The organism is Allobosea sp. 05T438 (genome assembly GCF_056396025.1).
Genome location: NZ_JBFTKQ010000002.1, coordinates 374,223 through 390,830 on the forward strand (window position 1 = coordinate 374,223; position 16,608 = coordinate 390,830).

The 16,608-nt window shown below is 67.5% G+C and carries 13 protein-coding genes; 6 read left to right on the plus strand and 7 right to left on the minus strand.

Features of this window, described 5'->3' with window-relative positions; all coding sequences use genetic code 11:
• Positions 1-13: 13 nt before the first annotated feature.
• From AC1DIN_RS05650 to AC1DIN_RS05665, 4 genes are all read left to right on the plus strand, one after another.
• Positions 14-1,093, plus strand: a complete 1,080-nt coding sequence (locus tag AC1DIN_RS05650) for a BMP family ABC transporter substrate-binding protein (protein WP_441468657.1) — start codon at positions 14-16, stop codon at positions 1,091-1,093.
• A 295-nt stretch (positions 1,094-1,388) separates the two neighbouring features.
• Positions 1,389-1,688: an HU family DNA-binding protein gene (locus tag AC1DIN_RS05655; protein WP_441468967.1), complete on the plus strand. Its 300-nt coding sequence runs from the start codon at positions 1,389-1,391 to the stop codon at positions 1,686-1,688.
• 143 nt (positions 1,689-1,831) lie between these two features.
• Positions 1,832-3,007: a vWA domain-containing protein gene (locus AC1DIN_RS05660; RefSeq protein ID WP_476809000.1), complete on the plus strand. Its 1,176-nt coding sequence runs from the start codon at positions 1,832-1,834 to the stop codon at positions 3,005-3,007.
• A gap of 11 nt (positions 3,008-3,018) precedes the next feature.
• Positions 3,019-3,615, plus strand: coding sequence for a hypothetical protein (locus AC1DIN_RS05665; RefSeq protein ID WP_476809001.1), 597 nt, complete (start codon positions 3,019-3,021; stop codon positions 3,613-3,615).
• Positions 3,616-3,618: 3 nt separating this feature from the next.
• On the opposite strand, the gene AC1DIN_RS05670 is transcribed toward AC1DIN_RS05665, so the two are convergent.
• The 3 genes from AC1DIN_RS05670 to AC1DIN_RS05680 form a co-directional block, all read right to left on the minus strand.
• A complete protein-coding gene (locus AC1DIN_RS05670) occupies positions 3,619-4,041 on the minus strand; it encodes a universal stress protein (protein ID WP_441468660.1) in 423 nt (140 codons plus the stop codon).
• A gap of 115 nt (positions 4,042-4,156) precedes the next feature.
• Positions 4,157-4,477 carry a 2Fe-2S iron-sulfur cluster-binding protein gene (locus AC1DIN_RS05675; protein ID WP_441468661.1) on the minus strand — a complete coding sequence of 107 codons (321 nt, stop codon included), beginning with the start codon at positions 4,475-4,477 and terminating at the stop codon, positions 4,157-4,159.
• Positions 4,478-4,561: 84 nt separating this feature from the next.
• The gene (locus AC1DIN_RS05680) at positions 4,562-4,930 is read right to left on the minus strand and encodes an Hpt domain-containing protein (RefSeq protein ID WP_476809002.1); all 369 of its coding nucleotides are present in this window, start codon (positions 4,928-4,930) and stop codon (positions 4,562-4,564) included.
• Between the two features lie 223 nt (positions 4,931-5,153).
• On the opposite strand from AC1DIN_RS05680, the gene AC1DIN_RS05685 reads away from it, so the two are divergent.
• On the plus strand, positions 5,154-11,549 hold the full coding sequence (locus tag AC1DIN_RS05685; protein WP_476809003.1) for an apolipoprotein A-IV repeat region-like domain-containing protein: 6,396 nt from the start codon (positions 5,154-5,156) through the stop codon (positions 11,547-11,549).
• 116 nt (positions 11,550-11,665) lie between these two features.
• Here the strand turns inward: AC1DIN_RS05685 and AC1DIN_RS05690 are convergent, their stop codons facing one another.
• Genes AC1DIN_RS05690 through AC1DIN_RS05705 form a run of 4 tightly spaced genes read right to left on the minus strand, consistent with a single transcriptional unit; the run spans position 11,666 to position 15,413 of the window.
• Positions 11,666-12,262 carry an ABC-type transport auxiliary lipoprotein family protein gene (locus tag AC1DIN_RS05690; RefSeq protein WP_441468664.1) on the minus strand — a complete coding sequence of 199 codons (597 nt, stop codon included), beginning with the start codon at positions 12,260-12,262 and terminating at the stop codon, positions 11,666-11,668.
• A gap of 3 nt (positions 12,263-12,265) precedes the next feature.
• Positions 12,266-13,408 carry an MlaD family protein gene (locus AC1DIN_RS05695; RefSeq protein ID WP_441468665.1) on the minus strand — a complete coding sequence of 381 codons (1,143 nt, stop codon included), beginning with the start codon at positions 13,406-13,408 and terminating at the stop codon, positions 12,266-12,268.
• A gap of 2 nt (positions 13,409-13,410) precedes the next feature.
• Entirely contained in the window at positions 13,411-14,265 is an 855-nt protein-coding gene (locus AC1DIN_RS05700; protein ID WP_476809004.1) for an ABC transporter ATP-binding protein, read from the minus strand.
• A 2-nt stretch (positions 14,266-14,267) separates the two neighbouring features.
• Entirely contained in the window at positions 14,268-15,413 is a 1,146-nt protein-coding gene (locus AC1DIN_RS05705; protein ID WP_441468667.1) for an MlaE family lipid ABC transporter permease subunit, read from the minus strand.
• 307 nt (positions 15,414-15,720) lie between these two features.
• Between AC1DIN_RS05705 and AC1DIN_RS05710 the strand changes: the two genes are divergently transcribed.
• Complete coding sequence (locus AC1DIN_RS05710) at positions 15,721-16,584, plus strand: hypothetical protein (protein ID WP_441468668.1); 864 nt, start codon at positions 15,721-15,723, stop codon at positions 16,582-16,584.
• Positions 16,585-16,608 lie beyond the last annotated feature (24 nt).

Sequence of the window (16,608 nt, forward strand, 5' to 3'; positions counted from 1 at the left end):
AGTTCACAGGACAATGACCAGCATCATCACCCGCCGCAGGCTGACCTTCGGCGCGGCCGCCGCCTCCACCCTGCCGATCCTCGGCCGCGGCGCCTCGGCGCAGGCGCCGCTCGGCGTCGGCTTCATCTATGTCGGCCCGATCGGCGACCATGGCTACACCTGGACGCATGACCAGGGCCGGCTCGCGCTCGAGAAGGAATACGGCGCGAAGATCAAGACCAGCTTCATCGAGAACGTCGCGGAAGGCCCGGATGCGGCCCGCGCGCTGCGCCAGCTCGCCCAGGCCGGCAACCAGCTGATCTTCGCGACCTCCTTCGGCTTCATGAACCCGACCATCCAGGTCGCGAAGCAGTTCCCGAAGATCAAGTTCGAGCACGCCACCGGCTACATGCGCGCCGAGAACGTAGCGACCTACAACGCGCGCTTCTATGAGGGCCGCGCCGTGATCGGCACCATCGCCGGCCACATGTCGAAGACGGGCCAGGCCGGTTACGTCGCCTCCTTCCCGATCCCGGAGGTGGTGATGGGCATCAACGCCTTCCACCTCGCCGCCCGCAAGGTGAACCCGAACTTCAAGACCAAGGTCGTCTGGGCCTCGACCTGGTACGACCCTGCCAAGGAAGCCGACGCGGCCAAGGCGCTGATCGACCAGGGCGCCGACATGATCACCCAGCACACCGACTCTGCCGCCCCGCTCCAGGCGGCCGAGCAGCGCGGCGTCTTCGCCTTCGGCCAGGCGTCGGACATGAAGGCCTTCGCGCCGAAGGCTCATCTCACGGCGATCGTCGACGACTGGTCGGGCTACTACATCAAGCGCGTCAAGGAGGTCATGGACGGCAGCTGGAAGACCGGCGACGTCTGGGGCGGTATCAAGGATGGCTTCGTCAGGCTCGCGCCCTATAACGACGCCGTTACGCCCGCAGCACGCGCAGCCGCCGACGAAGTGATCAAGGGCATCTCGGCCGGGACGCTGCACCCCTTCACGGGCGAGCTGAAGGACCAGAAGGGCGAAATTCGCCTCAAAGCCGGCGAGACGGCCAGCGACGAGATGCTCTCCAAGATGGACTGGTACGTCGACGGCATCCAGGCCTGATCCTGCTTTCCATCAACGCCGGCGGGCTTCCAATCCGCCGGCGTTGCGATTCGCGCGATGCGCTCGTCGTCCTGCCTCCAAGTCCGCGTCGGGACGCGTCCCCCTAAAAAACGGCATTATCAGCCCTTGTATCGACGGAACGAAGCCGTTTTCTGTGCGTATCTACCGCCGCGGGCATCGTCTTTCCTCGATAACCGTGGCAACTGCGTGAGTTGCGCGCCGCGAATAGCATCCATGTGTCGCGGTCGCTCGTGTCGGAAACGAGCATGAACGGCCGTCATCCAGCACGCGACGCCTGAAGCACCTTCTCAAGGAGGATTTCATGACCAAGAATGAACTGATCGCTGCCATCGCGGACGAGACCGGGAAGACCAAGGCGGACGTCTCCGCCATCCTGGCCTCTCTCGGCACGACCGTCGCCAAGACCCTCAAGAGCGGCGACGACGTCACGCTCGGCGGCATCGGCAAGCTCTCCGCCGCCAAGCGCGAGGCCCGCGAGGCCCGCAACCCGTCGACGGGCGCGACCATCAAGGTTCCGGCCAAGACCGTCGTGAAGTTCAAGGTCACCAAGGACCTCGCCGACGCGGTGGCGTAAGCCAACGTTCGGGATCGAGCGGCGTTCGCGCTTCGCGTGGACGCTGCTTGAGTCTCGCCGTCATGCTCGGGCTTGACCCCGGCATCTCTTCGACGCGATTCTCGGGTCTACGCTTCGCTCCGCCCGAGAATGACGCTGGCTCCATGTTCCTTCGCCTCTTCACCGATCTGCGCGCCGCCAAGGTCCCAGTGACCCTGCGCGAATACCTGACGCTGCTCGAAGGCGTCGAGGCCGACCTTGCCGAGCACAAGGTCGACGAATTCTATTACCTCGCTCGCGCCACGCTGGTGAAGGACGAGCGCCACCTCGACAAGTTCGACCAGGTCTTCGCTCAGGTATTCAAGGGCATGGAGACACTGGGCCAGGCGATCGAGCAGGCAGCCATCCCCGACGAATGGCTGCGCAAGCTTGCCGAGAAATTCCTGACCGACGAGGAAAAGGCGCAGATCGACGCGCTGGGCTGGGACAAGCTCTGGGAGACGCTGAAACAGCGGCTTGAGGAGCAGAAGGGCCGCCACCAGGGCGGCAACAAATGGATCGGGACCGGCGGCACCTCGCCCTATGGCGCCTATGGCTACAATCCCGAAGGCATCCGTATCGGCCAGGACAAGAACCGCAACTTCCGGGCCGTGAAGGTCTGGGACAAGCGCGAGTTCAAGGATTTCGACGACACGCGCGAGCTCGGCGTGCGCAACCTGCGCGTCGCGCTGAGGCGGCTGCGCCGCTTCGCCCGCACCGGAGCGGCCGACGAGCTCGACCTTGACAACACGATCAGCGAGACAGCCAAGCACGGCTATCTCGACGTCAAGCTCAGGCCCGAGCGCCGCAACGCCGTGAAGGTGCTGCTTTTCCTCGATGTTGGCGGCTCGATGGACTGGCATATCGAGCTGGCCGAGGAGCTGTTCTCGGCGGCGCGAGCCGAGTTCAAGCATTTCGAGCACTTCTACTTCCATAACTGCCCTTATGAGCGCGTCTGGAAGGAGAACCGCCGCCGGCATGATCAGGTCATCCCGACCTGGGACGTTCTGCGCACCTACCCCTCCGACTACCGCCTCGTCTTCGTCGGGGATGCCTCGATGAGTCCCTACGAGATCGCGATGCCCGGCGGCTCGGTCGAGCACTGGAACGAGGAGGCCGGCGAGGTCTGGATGAACAGGCTGGTGAACAGGTTTCCTAAATCGGTCTGGCTCAATCCGGTGCAGCAGCACCTGTGGAACTATACCCAGTCGATCCGGCAGATCGGCGGGCTGATGGCTGGGCGCATGTTCCCGCTGACGCTCGACGGGCTGGACGGTGCCATGAGGGTTCTGGCGCGTTGACGATGACGATCATGAACGAAGAGCTGGACGACACCCCTCCCCCAAGCTGGCGCCAGCGGCCGAAGCCGGTTGGGTTCGAGATCAGCTACGAGCTCGTCGGCGACAGCCTCGAGATCGACCGGACACGCCGCGTCGACAGCATCAGGCTCAGCGCCGTCGAGCAGGTGCGCTTCGTCTATGCGCCAGGCAACATCTCGTCCAAAGGCTACAAGACGCAGCTGCGGCTCAGCGATGGCCGGACCGTGACCTTCGGCAACCTCTCGTGGCGCTCTCTGACCGATCTCGACCGCGACGATGCGCGCTATCACCGCTTCGTCTCGGCACTGTCGGCTGCGATCGCGCGGGCCAATCCCCGCGCCCGCTTCGTCGCCGGGCGGCCGAAGCCGCTCTGGCTCGGTGTCGCCCTGGTCGGGGCGCTGTCGTTGCTGATGCTGACCGTCTTCTCGCTGCGGGCCTTCCAGCAGGGCGCGACCAATGCCGGATTGCTTGGCGTCCTGCTGATCGCCGCCTCGTTCTGGCAGGTCTGGCCGCTCGTCAGCCTCAATCGGCCGCGCGAACTCGCGACCGGCGAGGTACCCGACAGCCTTGTTCCGGGCCGGGCGGGCTGAAGGTCAGCGAACCACCAGCACCGAGCACTTGGCTCGGCGCACGATAGCCGAGGCGTTCGAGCCGATGACATAGGCCAGCATGCCGGGCTCATGCGATCCGATGACGATGAGGTCGATGCCGGCGGCATCCGCCTCGGCCAACACCTCGCCATGGACCGAGCCCATCAGCACCTTGGCCGAGACGTGATCGGCGGGCAGGTCTACATTCGCCGCAATCTCGGCGAGCTTCGCTTCAGCATCCTGCTGCTGCTCGGTATCGAAATCGGCCGGCACGAATTCCATGTAGGTGACGGGAACCAGCGAGCGGACATAGACCAGCCGCACCACACCGCCCGACACCTTGGCAAAGGATACGGCAGCCGCGATCGCGGGCTTGGCAAGGTCGGCCTCCGCGAGATCGACGGGGACCAGAATCGACTTATACATCGCATGCTCCAAGGCTGGTTGCAGAACCATTCTGGAGTTTGCCAGCACGCGCGCCATGATCCAGCGCAAAATGCGCGATGCGGCAGGGCGCCGGGCGCGCGTCGGTCAGCGGCGCTCAGCCCTGGCGCGCGGGGGTGCGCACGACCAGCCCGTCGAGGTCGTCCCTGATCCGGATCTGGCAGGAGAGGCGCGAGGTCGGACGGACGTCGAAGGCGAAGTCCAGCATGTCCTCTTCCATCGGCTCGGCGTGCCCAACCGCTCCCATCCAGGCATCGTCGACATAGACATGGCAGGTGGCGCAGGCGCAGGCGCCGCCGCATTCGGCCTCGATGCCGGGAATCGCGTTGCGGATCGCCGTCTCCATCACCGTGGAGCCCGTGTCGCCCTCGACGGTGCGGCTTTCTCCGTGAGCGTCGATGAAGGTGATGTTCGGCATAAGAGACTCCGGCGGGGCGATGACGGCCCCGCTTAGAGCATTTCAAAGCGGCAAGGAACGGGGTTTTGCGCCGCAGCGCCCCGATCAGGCCGCACAGTCGAAGCGCGCGATCACGGCCCGTGCCTCCGCGGCGGCCAGCGCCAGCTCGTCCAGGGCGTTGTCGGCCAAGCGCGCCTCCGCGTCGCCGAGACCGTGCTCGATCCGGTCGGCCGCTTCGGCGACCTGCCAGGCGCCAATGGCGCGGGCTGCGCCCTTCAGGGTATGGGCCGCGTCCATGCGGGCCTGCCTGTCGGCGCTGCCGTGGATGGTGCGCAGATGCACGACGCACTGCTGGGCGAACAGGGTCAGCAATTCGCGCTCAAGCTCATGATCGCCGCCGGTCTGGCGGTGAAGATGCTCTGTATCGATCGCATTCTGGGGCATGGGCAACTCGTGAATATCGAACCGCCACATGGGCGATCGCACCCGCTCCAAGAAGCGCCCCGATGGTGAACGAGGCGTTAACGACGTTTGTGAATCGAGCACTCAAATGGGTTTCCAAGGGTCCGGGGCTCCACTACCCTTCCAATTGGTAAATGATGGGCGCAGTGTCTCCGATCATCCCGGCCAGAGGCGGCAAGGGGCGACGGGGACGGGCTTTCGCGTCCATCGTCAGTAGCGTGGCGAGGCGGCAACGATGAATCGACCCAAGAAGCTCCAGGATCCCACTGAAGCTGCGATGTCGGCGATCGAGGAGGCGCTTCGACTCGACCAGCCCCAATCCGACATCGCCAAAGGCGAGACGGAAACGCCGGTCAGCGCCGAGCCACGGCTTCCCGCCACCAGCGACAGCGATCTCAAGCTCGAATTGCCACGCGTCGAGCCTGCGCCGGCCGCGGCGCAGCCCGCGCCCGTACCCCCTCCCCCGGCGCAGCCGCGCGCCAGCGCCGTGCTTGCGCCCGACACGACGCGCGTCGCCAATGACGACCGCCGCGATTCCAGTTCCCTGGTGCAGGCCTTCGCCGTGCGCCCGTCGCGCAAACCCTATTGGTTCGCTGCGCTTGCCTCTATCGCCTGGCTGGGCGGCGCCGCCTTCGTGCTGTTCGGCCGCTACGGCTCGTTCAGCAATGGCCTCCCCGAGCCGGTCGCCAATTTCGGCATCGGCGAATGGACGCTGCTCGCGCTCTCGATCGGTGCGCCGGTCGTATTCTTCTTCGTCCTGGCGGCGCTCTATCGTCGTACCCAGGAGATGCGCCTGATCTCGCGCGCGATGACCGAGGTCGCGCTGCGCCTCGCCGAGCCCGAGGTCGCAGGGGCGGATTCCGTCCTGTCGCTCAGCCAGACCATCCGCCGCGAGGTCGCCGCCATGGGCGACGGCATCGAGCGCGCCGTGGCGCGCGCCGGCGAATTGGAGACGATCGTGCGCGGCGAGATCTCGACGCTCGAGCGCGCCTATGCCGACAACGAGATCCGGCTGCGCTCGCTGATCGACGAACTCGTCACCCAGCGCGAGGCGGTGGTCGGCAATGCCGAGCGCGTCAAGCTCGCGATCAGCGGCGCTCATGACGGCCTCGCCAAGGATCTCGACAGCGCCAGCCGCGTCATCGCCGAGGCGGTCACGCAGGCCGGCGACCGCGTCACCGGCTCCCTCAGCGCCAAGGGCGACCAGATCACCCAGGCGCTCGGCCGGGCCGGCGAACGGATGGTCGAGGAGATCAGCGGCCGCGGACATGATCTCGTCGAGCGACTTCAGGTGACCTCGGGCGAGGTCTCAGAGCGGCTGGCCGGCGCCAGCGACAATCTTTCGACCATGCTCGACGGTCGCGCCAAGGAGATCGCCGGCTCGCTGGAGCGCACCGGCGCCTCGCTGACTGACGGTCTGACCGCCAGCGCACAGGGCGTCACCCGTGCCATCAGCGAGACCGGCATGCAGGTCGCGGAGTCGCTGACCGCCCGCGTCGATGTCGTCAACGAGACGCTGAAGAGCACCGGCGAGACGCTGGCCAAGGATATCTCCGCCCGCGGGACCGAGGCGGCGGAGCGCTTCGAGACCAGCAGCCGCAACATGGTCGCGCTGATCGAAAGCCAGAGCGAAGCCCTGCAGAAGCGTCTGTCGGAGTCCGGCGAAGCTCTGCGCAGCGCGCTCTCCGACGAGGGCGAGAGCGTCACCGTCCGCCTCGCCGAGGTCGGCCGCGGGGTCAACAGCCTGCTCAGCCGCCAGAACGAAGCGATCGCCAGCCGGCTCACCCAGGTCGGCGAGAGCGTCCATGCCCTCATCGGCACGCATGGCGACACGCTGGTCGGCCGTCTCAACGACACCGCGCGAACCGTCGACGACGTGCTGCGCGAGCGCAGCGAGGCGATCATCCTGCGTGTCAACGACGCCGGCGAGACGCTGAGCAACGCCGTCGAGAAGCATGGCGACAGCCTGACGAGCCGCATCACCGACGTTGCCGGCCAGGTGCACGGCCTGTTCACCGAGCAGGCCGGCAAGCTGGTCGATCGTCTCGGCGAAACCGGTGAGACCGTGCACGCACTGCTCGACCAGCAGGCGGAGAAACTCGTCGAGCGCGTTTCCGGCGCCGGCAACGAACTCGCCAATCTCGTCGGCCAGCAGAGCGGCTCCGCTGTCGCCCGCGTCTCGGAAGCCGGCAGCGAGCTGGCGCGCCTGCTCGTGGAACGCAGCGAAGCGGCCGTCGCCAATGTCTCCGAGGCCAGCCGCAATCTGACCGCGCTCATGGGCGAACAAGGCGATGCCACGGTCGCCCGTGTCTCCGATGCCGGCAGCGAGCTGGCGCGCCTGCTCGTGGAACGCAGCGAAGCGGCCGTCGCCAATGTCTCCGAAGCCAGCCGCAATCTGACCGCGCTCATGGGTGAACAAGGCGATGCTACGGTCGCCCGTGTCTCCGATGCCGGCGCGGATGTCGCCCGGCTGCTCTCGGAGCGCAGCGAGGCGCTGGTCGCCAGCGTGTCGGGTGCCGTCAATACCGTCGAGACCCGCCTGCGCGACGAGAGCGACCTGCTCGTCGGCCGCCTGACCCAGGCCGGTCAGGATGTCGGCAATGTCGTCGGCAGCCAGAGCGAGCGCCTGATCTCCGGCCTCTCCGAGACCGGTATGCGCGTCAGCGCCCTGCTGGAAGAGCAGGCCGGCGCGATGACCGTGAAGGTTTCGCAGGCAGGCCTCGAGATCAAGGATCTGCTCGGCAGCGAGAGCCAGGCTCTGGCGAGCCGCGTCGCCGATGTCGGCCGTTCCGTGCACGGCATCCTGGCCGAGCGCAGCAACGCGCTGATCTCCCGCCTCGCCGAAACCGGCGAGAGCATCGACCAGAAGCTGGAAGAGCGCGGCATGGTGCTCGCCCAGCGCATCACCGGCAGCGTCGAAGCCGCGCAGAACGCGCTGGAGCAGCAGCAGACAGGTTTCCTCGCCAGCATCGGCGAGACCGGCGACAAGGTCGGCGCCCTGCTCGGCGAGCAGCGCGAGACGATGGTCCGCGACCTCGTCAACGCCGGCCGCGAGGTCCACACCCTGCTCGGCGAGCAGAGCGAGGATCTGGCCCACCGCATGACCGAGGCGACCCGCACGCTCACCGAGACGATCAATGTCGACGGCCGCCATGTCGCCGACCGCGTCGTCGAGGCGACGCAGGGCCTGCGCGACACCTTCACGGTCCATGCCGAGGACGCGCGCACCATGCTCGCCGGCACCGGCCGCGAGATCGTGATGGCGCTCACCCAGCAGGGCGGACGTGTCAACGAAGCCCTTTCCGCCAACGCCGAGTCGATGCTGCGCTCGGTCGAGGGCCGCGCCCAGGCTCTGACCGAAGCCTTGGCGGTGCGCCACGACGCGCTGACCCGCCTCTTCGACGAGCGTGGCCGGGAGATCGAGACCGCTCTCGGCTCGCGCATGGCGTCGCTGTCCACGCTGTTCGACACGCAGGGCCGCGATATCGACACCGCGCTCGGCGCCCGCCTGTCGGCCCTCGCCACGCTCTTCGACACGCAGGGCCGCGAAGTCGAGACGGCGCTCGGCGCACGCCTGAGCGCCTTCGAGGACCTGATCCTCATCCAGGGCGGTGCGCTCACCGCCAAGATCTCGGGCGATGCCCGCGATCTGACCGAAGCGCTGCACAGCGGCATCGCCCAGGTCGAGAAGCTGATCTCCGAGGACGGCGTCTCGCTGGCCGACAAGGTCGGCACGCGCGCCCTCGAAGCCGCCGAACTCCTCGCCAGCCGCACCCGCGAGGCGGCGGACGCGATGGAAGGCCAGATCAAGCTGTTCGAGGACCGCTCGGGCGCCAAGAGCGCCGAGATCGCCGGCACGCTCGACAGCCTGATCGCCCGCATCGACGGCAGCCTCGGCTCGCGGGCCACGGCCCTCAACGAGGCGCTGGTGGAGCGCACGGTCGACATCGCCCGCGTCCTGGCCGAGGGCGGCCGCGAGGTCACCCGGGYGCTCGCGGCAAAGGCGGACGAGATCGGCGAGGTCGTCACCTCGAAGAGCGAGTCGCTGACCCGCACGCTCAGCGACAAGGCCGACAGCATCAACGCCACGCTCGGTGGCCGCGCCCTGCAGATCGCCGACACGCTCGACCAGAGCGTCGCGCGCTTCGAGGAGCGCGTCGTCAACCGGCTGGACACCGTCTCGCACACGCTCGACAGCCGTGGCGATGAAATCGCGACGACGCTGCAGGGACGCTCCGAGGCCATCGCGGCAACATTGTCCGAGCGGGCGCAAGAGCTGCGTGCGCTCTTTGACAACCAGGGCAACGGCATGGTCTCGTCGCTCGCCCAGCAGAGCGAAGCCATTGCGGCCGCGCTCACCGAGCGGGCCGAGCAGCTGCGCACGCTGTTCGACGACCGTGGACTCGGCATCGTGGCCGCGCTCGGCCGCCGCGGCGACGCCATCTCCGGCGCGCTCGACCAGCGGGCCGAGCAGTTGCGCACGATCTTCGAAGATCAGGGCAGCGGCATCGTCACCGCGCTCGAACGCCAGGGTGTGGCAATCGCGCACTCCCTGGAGGAGCAGACGGACGCGCTGCGGACCGCATTCGACGCCAAGGGCCACGGCCTCGTCGAGGTGCTCGGCCGCCAGGGCGAGACGATCACCCAGTCGCTCGACGAGCGCGTCGAGACGCTGCGCGCGGTCTTCGATGCGAAGGGCACCGGTCTCGTGACGGCCCTCGGGCAGCAGGGCGAAACGCTGACCCAGTCGCTCGACGAACGGGTCGAGGCGCTGCGCGCAGTCTTCGACGCCAAGGGCAATGGTGCCGTCGAGGCGTTGAATGAGCGTGGTGAAGCGCTGGCTGCCGAGTTCGCCACGGTCGGCGAATCGGTGGTGCGTGCGCTCGAAAGCCGCGGCAACGCCATCGTCGCCGGGCTGCGAGACCGCGGCGCGGCCATCGCCAATGCGGTCGAGGCCTCGTCCAACGCGCTGCGCGAGACGCTCGAAGCCGGCTCGAAGCAGTCGGTCGAGGCACTGGTCGGCACGAACGAGCAGCTGCGCGAGGAGCTGGGCGGCATGCTCGGACGCCTCGGCGAAGCCAACAAGCTGATGCAGCAGATCGTCAACGGCGCGAACAAGAACCTGGCCGCCGTCGAGAACAGCCTGTCGACCCGCGTCGGCGAGCTGCAGAACGTGATCGGCACCGTGATGACGGAGGCCGGCAACGCCTCGCAGCAGGTCACGGCGCAGATCGCCGAGCTGAAGAGCTTCTCGGAAGGCACGCTGCGCGAGACGACGGCGCTGATCGGGCAGCTCGACGATCGCGGCACCTCGCTCAGCGAGGCGACGCAGGCCAGCTCCGCGGCGCTCAACGCCGTTGCCGGCCGTCTCGAGCAGATCGAAGCCCGCGTCGGCAAGGCGCTGGCCGAGCGCCGCGATGCGCTGGAGCAGCTCCATGGGCTGATCGCCAACCGCACCGATGATGTCGAGGCGATCACCCGCTCCTTCGCCTCGCTGATCGACGAGTCGCTTGGCAGCGCCGAGGCGCGGGCCCGCCAGATCGGCACCGTGCTCTCCGACTCCGCCGAATCGACGACGAGCGCCATCGCCCAGCAGTTCGAGACGATCCGCGCTGCGACCGGCAAGGAGCGCGAGCTCACGGCGGAAGCCCTGCGCTCGGCCTATGCCCAGGTCTCGACCGAGATCAGCGGCGAGCTCGCCAAGGTGACCGACCGCTTCCAGAAGGCGGCGCAGGACATGCGCGGCATCACCGGCGACATCCAGCGCGAGCTGGAGGCAACGCGGGCGGAAATGAAGCGCGGCGTGCTCGAGCTGCCGCAGGAGGCAAAGGAATCGACCTCTGCCATGCGCCGTGTCGTGGCCGAGCAGATCAAGGCGCTGAACGATCTCACCGAGATCGTGACGCGTTCCGGCCGGCGCGGCGACGTCTCGCTGCCGATCGATGCCGTCGTCAGCCGCAAGGCCACGGTCGCCGCCGCCCCTGCCCCGGCCCCGCAGTCGGCTCCGGCCTTCACGCCGGCGCCGCAGCCGAAGCCGGCGGCCGCGGAACCTCTGCTGCGCCCCTCGCTCGATGCCTCGGCCGAGACGGCGCGCGCCGCCACGCCTCGCGCGGAGCCCCGCAGCGAGCCCACTCCTGCGCCGAGCCGCCCGGCTCCGGCTCAGGAGGCCGCTCGCCGGCAGCCCGAGGCGACGACGCAGCAGCCCGCCAAGGCCGGCTGGCTCTCGGACCTGCTCAGCCGCGCCTCGCGCGAGGACAAGCAGCCGGAACCCAGCAAGCCGACGACCCATTCGATCGAGAAGCTCGACTCGCTCTCCGTCGATATCGCGCGGATGATCGACCATGACGCCGCCGTCGAGCTGTGGGATCGCTACAAGCGCGGCGAGCGCAACGTCTTCACCCGCCGGCTCTACACGCTCCAGGGTCAGCAGACCTTCGACGACATCCGCCGCAAGTACCGGCGCGACCCGGAGTTCAAGGAGACGGTCGACCGCTACATCGACGAGTTCGAGCGCCTGCTCGGCGAAGCGGCCAAGGACGACCGAGACTCGATGGTGGCCAAAACCTACCTGACCTCGGAAACCGGCAAGGTCTACACCATGCTGGCGCATGCCAGCGGCCGCTTCGAGTAAGCTGCCGCATCCCTGCGGACTGGAACGAGAAAGGCCGCCCGAGAGGGCGGCCTTTCTGCATTGGAAGGGTCTGCGCAGGATGTCGGCGGCTCACTCCAGGCGAGCCGAGGATCGCCTCAACGCGCCCAGCGCACGATCTCGATCAGCACCTGCGAAAGCGCCCGGTCGAGCGCCTGCGCCGCGCCCGCTCCGTCGACCGAGCTGGCCGGCACGCGGGCGGAGAACAGGCGTGCGCGCTGGATCTTGCCGCTCTGATCGCCGACGATGCGGGCCGTGATCTCAACCACCGCCGTCCCGCTTGCGGCATCGATGTTGAAGCTGCGGATGTTGGTGTTGAGCAGCACGTCAGGCTGAATGCGTTGGCCGGGCGCCGAAACGGAGCCGATACGGCTGGCGTTCTCGAAGGTCTGGATGAGCCGTGCCTGCACCAGCGCGGGGATACGGTCGGCCCACTGCGCCCCGCCGACGAAGGAAAGGGCCCCGCTCGTATCCCTGACGATGACCCGGTCGGAATCGAGCGCCTGCACCGTGGTCGGCTCGGCCACGACCATCACAGCACGCGAGCCTCCGACCTTGCCGAAGCCGCTCGGCGCCGAGAGGTCGAAGGTCGTCGGCGTCGTACCGCCGCAGCCCGCAAGCATGGCGCCGGCCGCCAGCATGAGGGCCGTGAGGCGAGCCTTCGTCGCCGGGAAGAGCGCTGCCTCGATCGTCATCGCTTAGCGGGATCCATTGTATTGCGGGAGCGGCGGCTTGCCGCCGAAGATGAGTTGCTGCGGGTTGCGCTCGAAATTGCGCAATGTCCGGTTGATTTCGGTCAGGGTCTTCTTGCCGTCCGCGGCCAGGCTTTCGACATCTCGCAGCCCCGGCCCAGTGAAGCGGGTGATACCGGCCGTGATCTCGGCGGTGCGCTTGTCGAGATTGTCGGCGAGCACGCGCATCGATTTGGCGGCGTCGGCGACCTCCTGGAAGGCGCTGCGCCCCTCCCCGCCCGAGCCGGCGTTGAGGAAGCCTTGCGCCGCCTTCAATACGCCCTCGATCTGGTCGGCCGCCTTGTCGAGCTTGGCGGAGATCGAGGCGGCGTCCTTGACGACCTTCGCAACGTCGGCGCTCGAACCGCCGAGCGCGCCCGTGAACTTGTCGATGTTCTCGATGATGGCCGCGACCTTCTGCCGATCGACCGAGCGCACCACCCCGGTCAGCTCCTCACTCAGTGTCTGAAGCCGCTGCGAGAGCGGTTGAATCGTCTCGGCGATATTGCTGAAGCCGGCCATCAGCTTGTCGAGCCCGTCGGAGTTCTTGCCCAGGGCCTCCGAGAACTTCTCGACATTGCGGACGGTGTTGTTGAGCGGACCGGCATTCTGCTTGATCAGCCCGTCGAGCGAGGTGAGCATCGTGTCGGCCTTCTGCGCGACGTTGCGCACGGTCTCGATGATGTCCTGCAGCTCCGAGCGCTCGGCGATGATCGTCGGCATCGGCTCGCCAGGCTTGGCGGTGAGGACCGGAGCGTCCGGAGCGCCGCCGATGAGCTGCAAGGCGACCACGCCGGCCAGGCCCTGCGCCTCGATGCGGGCGCGGGTGTCCTCGCGCAACGGCGTCGTGCTGGCGACCTGGATGACGGCGTAGATGCGGCGTGGATCGTCCGGCTGCAGCTCGATACTGGTGACCTCGCCGACGCGCAGGCCGTTGAACAGCACGCTCGACCCACGGCCGAGGCCGGTCACCGTGCCGGTGAAGATGACCCGGACGCTCTCCCTGCGCCCTGACCCGCCGCTGTTGAACCAGTAGACGAAGCCGAAGGCCGCAGCCAGGACCGCGAGCGTGAAGAGACCGACGAGTGCGTAATTGGCGCGCGATTCCATGCCTAGTCGTTTCGTTCCCGTTCCCCGGCCGGCAGCCGGGCCATGGCGCGCTCGCCACCGAAATACGCCTTCAGCCACGGATGCTCCGAGGCCAACATCGTCCCAAGCGGGCCAACCGCGATCACCTTCTTGTCCGCCAGCGCGGCGATTCGGTCGCAGGCATGATACAGGCTGTCGAGATCATGGGTCACCATGAAGACGGTGAGCCCGAGAGTCTTCTTCAGCGTCATGATGAGGTCGTCGAACTCGGCCGCGCCGATCGGGTCCAGCCCCGATGTCGGCTCGTCGAGGAAGACGATCTCAGGGTCTAGCGCAAGCGCCCGGGCGAGCGCTGCCCGCTTGATCATGCCGCCCGAAAGCTCGGAGGGAGCCTTGTCGGCGGCGTCGAGCGGCAGGCCGACGAGATCGAGCTTCACCATCGCCAGTTCGTCGAGCAGATCGGGCGAGAGATGCAGATATTCGCGCATCGGCACCTGGATATTCTGCTTCACTGTCAGCGCCGAGAACAGCGCGCCCTGCTGGAACATAACGCCGGAGCGGCGCTCGAGCACGCGGCGGCGCTGCGGCGTCAGCGTATCGACGTTCTCGCCGAAGACCTCGATGGTTCCCCGCGCCTTCTGGACCAGGCCGAGGATCGTGCGGGTCAGCACGGATTTGCCCTGCCCCGAACCGCCGACGAAGCCGAGGATCTCGCCGCGCATCACGTCGAGATCGAGCCCGTCCATGATCACCTTCTCACCGAAGGCGACCTTGAGGTTGCGCACCCGGATCACCGCGTCGGCCTCGTCCGCCTGCGGTTCGGCCGCGGGTGAACCCGGCTGCGCCGCATGCACCGGAGATTTGCCGGAGAAAGCCATCGTCAGAACTCGATCGACGCGAAGAACATGGCGAAAAGACCGTCGACGACGATGACCATGAAGATCGCCTTCACCACCGAAGCCGTGACCTGGCGGCCGAGCGACTCCGCCGAGCCCTGGACCGCCAGCCCCTCGATCGAAGCGATCAGCCCGATGACGAAGGCCATGAAGGGCGCCTTGATCAGGCCGACGGCGAAGTGCTTCCAGGTGATCACCGACTGCAGCCGGGCGAGAAAGGTATCGACGCCGATACCGCCGTAGAGCCAGGCGACGAGGCCGGCGCCGACGAGGCCGGCCATGGCCGAGATGAAGGTCAGGATCGGCAGCGAGATGATCAGGGCGAGAATGCGCGGCACGACCAGCACCTCGATCGGATCGAGACCCATCACGCGCAGGGCGTCGATCTCCTCGCGCATCTTCATCGAGCCGATCTCGGCAGTGAAAGCCGAGCCGGAGCGGCCGGCGATCATGATCGACGTCAGGAGCACGGCGAGCTCGCGCAGGATCAGGATGCCGGTCAGGTTGACCACGAAAGCCGCGGCGCCGAACTGCTGAAGCTGGAAGATGCCCTGCTGCGCGACGATGCACCCGACAAGGAACGAGATCAGCATGATGATCGGCGCGCCGTTGAAGGCGATCAGCTCGATCTGATTGACGAGAGACGGCCCACGGAACTTGCGCGGACCAAGGACGACGCCGATGGAGCCAACCACAACCTCGCCAAGGAACATGGCGCCGCCGACCATGTCGCGGCCGAAGCGCACGATCGCCTCGCCGATATCGACCAGGATGTCGACCACGCGGAAATGCCGATGCGGCGCCTGCTGATCCTTGTCATGGACGTGGACCTCCGCGAGCAGGATGGTGTGCTCGGGCTTGTCGCTGACGATTTCGATGGCTGCGCCATCCCGCGCCCGGCGCGCCTTCAGGCGGTTGAGGACATAGGCGCCGAGCGTATCGAGACGGGTGACGCCGGAGAGATCGATCCGGACATGTCGGGCCTGCGGCAGATGCTGGACGATCTCCGCGGTCAGCTCTTCGATGCGCGGAGCACGATCGGCGCTCCAGGAACCGGCAAGCGCCACCGCGACCGTCCCGGCATCGGAGCGGATGGTCGCCTGCGGTTCGGCGGTATCAACGCTCGCCATGTCGCTGTGACGTCCCTTGCCCTGCCCGGGACAGCCTCGCGGCTGCGCAACACCGGTCTCTCGCGCCGAAATCTACCCCTTCAACCCTGTATTGCCGTGACCAGGGCACTTGGCAAGCACAGGGCAACGTCCGGGGCGCTTCCGCCGGAAAGCGTTGCCAAAGGGCCATAGAATTGGGCGTTTCCCCGAGAGCCCGGCTCACGGCGCCGCCGGATGCAGCAATTTCTTAAGCAATCGTGGAGCAGCCTCGCTCCCTGAACATCCCGACCGCCGCTGATTCGGCCGGTCCACCGAAGGCAGAATGGTCATGGGCGAACCGCGCTCGCTGACACCGCTGAGCCAGGCTGACTACGAGGCGATTGAAGCCGCGGTCATGGAGACGTCGCGCGGCCGCTGGTTCATGACGGAATACGCCAAGCGCAACCGCCAGGCCGATACGCTCCAACTGCTCGGTGCAATCCACCGGATCGAGCGCGTCGTCGGGCTCGGCGTGCAGGAGACCAGCCGCGAAACCAACCTGATCGAAGCCGCTGCCCTGATCAGCGATCTGCGCAGCGACCTGGAGCGCGTGAGCGGCAAGGCTGACATACGTTCGTCGGGGCTCGCCGTCCGGATCGAACAGGCGGCCGGCACCGTTATCGCCGCCACGGAAAACATCCAGGAGGCGGCCTGGGAACTGCGCGAAGCCGGCGCCGACGAGGGGCTCTGCGACAAGCTCGATCAGCACTCTGCCGATATCTCGACCGCGATCGCCGTCGTCGACGGGCTCGTCCAGCGGATCGACAAGATTTCCGACACCATCGCCATGCTGGATTCAAGCCTGCGCGCCTTCGGCGAGATTTCGCGAGAGCCGAGCACCAGCTTCGAGATCATGGCCGCGGCCGCCGAGCAAGGCATGACGGCGGCGCCGTCCCGGCCGATGGCGCGCCGAAGCTATCGCGATGCAAGCGCTGCCGCATCAGACGAGCCGTCAGCTCCGTACCAGCTCAACGACCAGGCCGCTCCGGAGACCCGCATCGGAACCGTGCATCTCCTCGACGACGACCTCTCCTTCGAGGAGCCGGTCGCCGCTCCACCCGAACCGCAGCGCGTCGCCGCCGGCTATTCGGAGGCCGGCCTGCGCGAGATCGACGCGCTGCAGGCCGACCGCAAGCTCGCCTATTTCGTCTAGCGGAGCTGCGCGTGATTGCGAGCA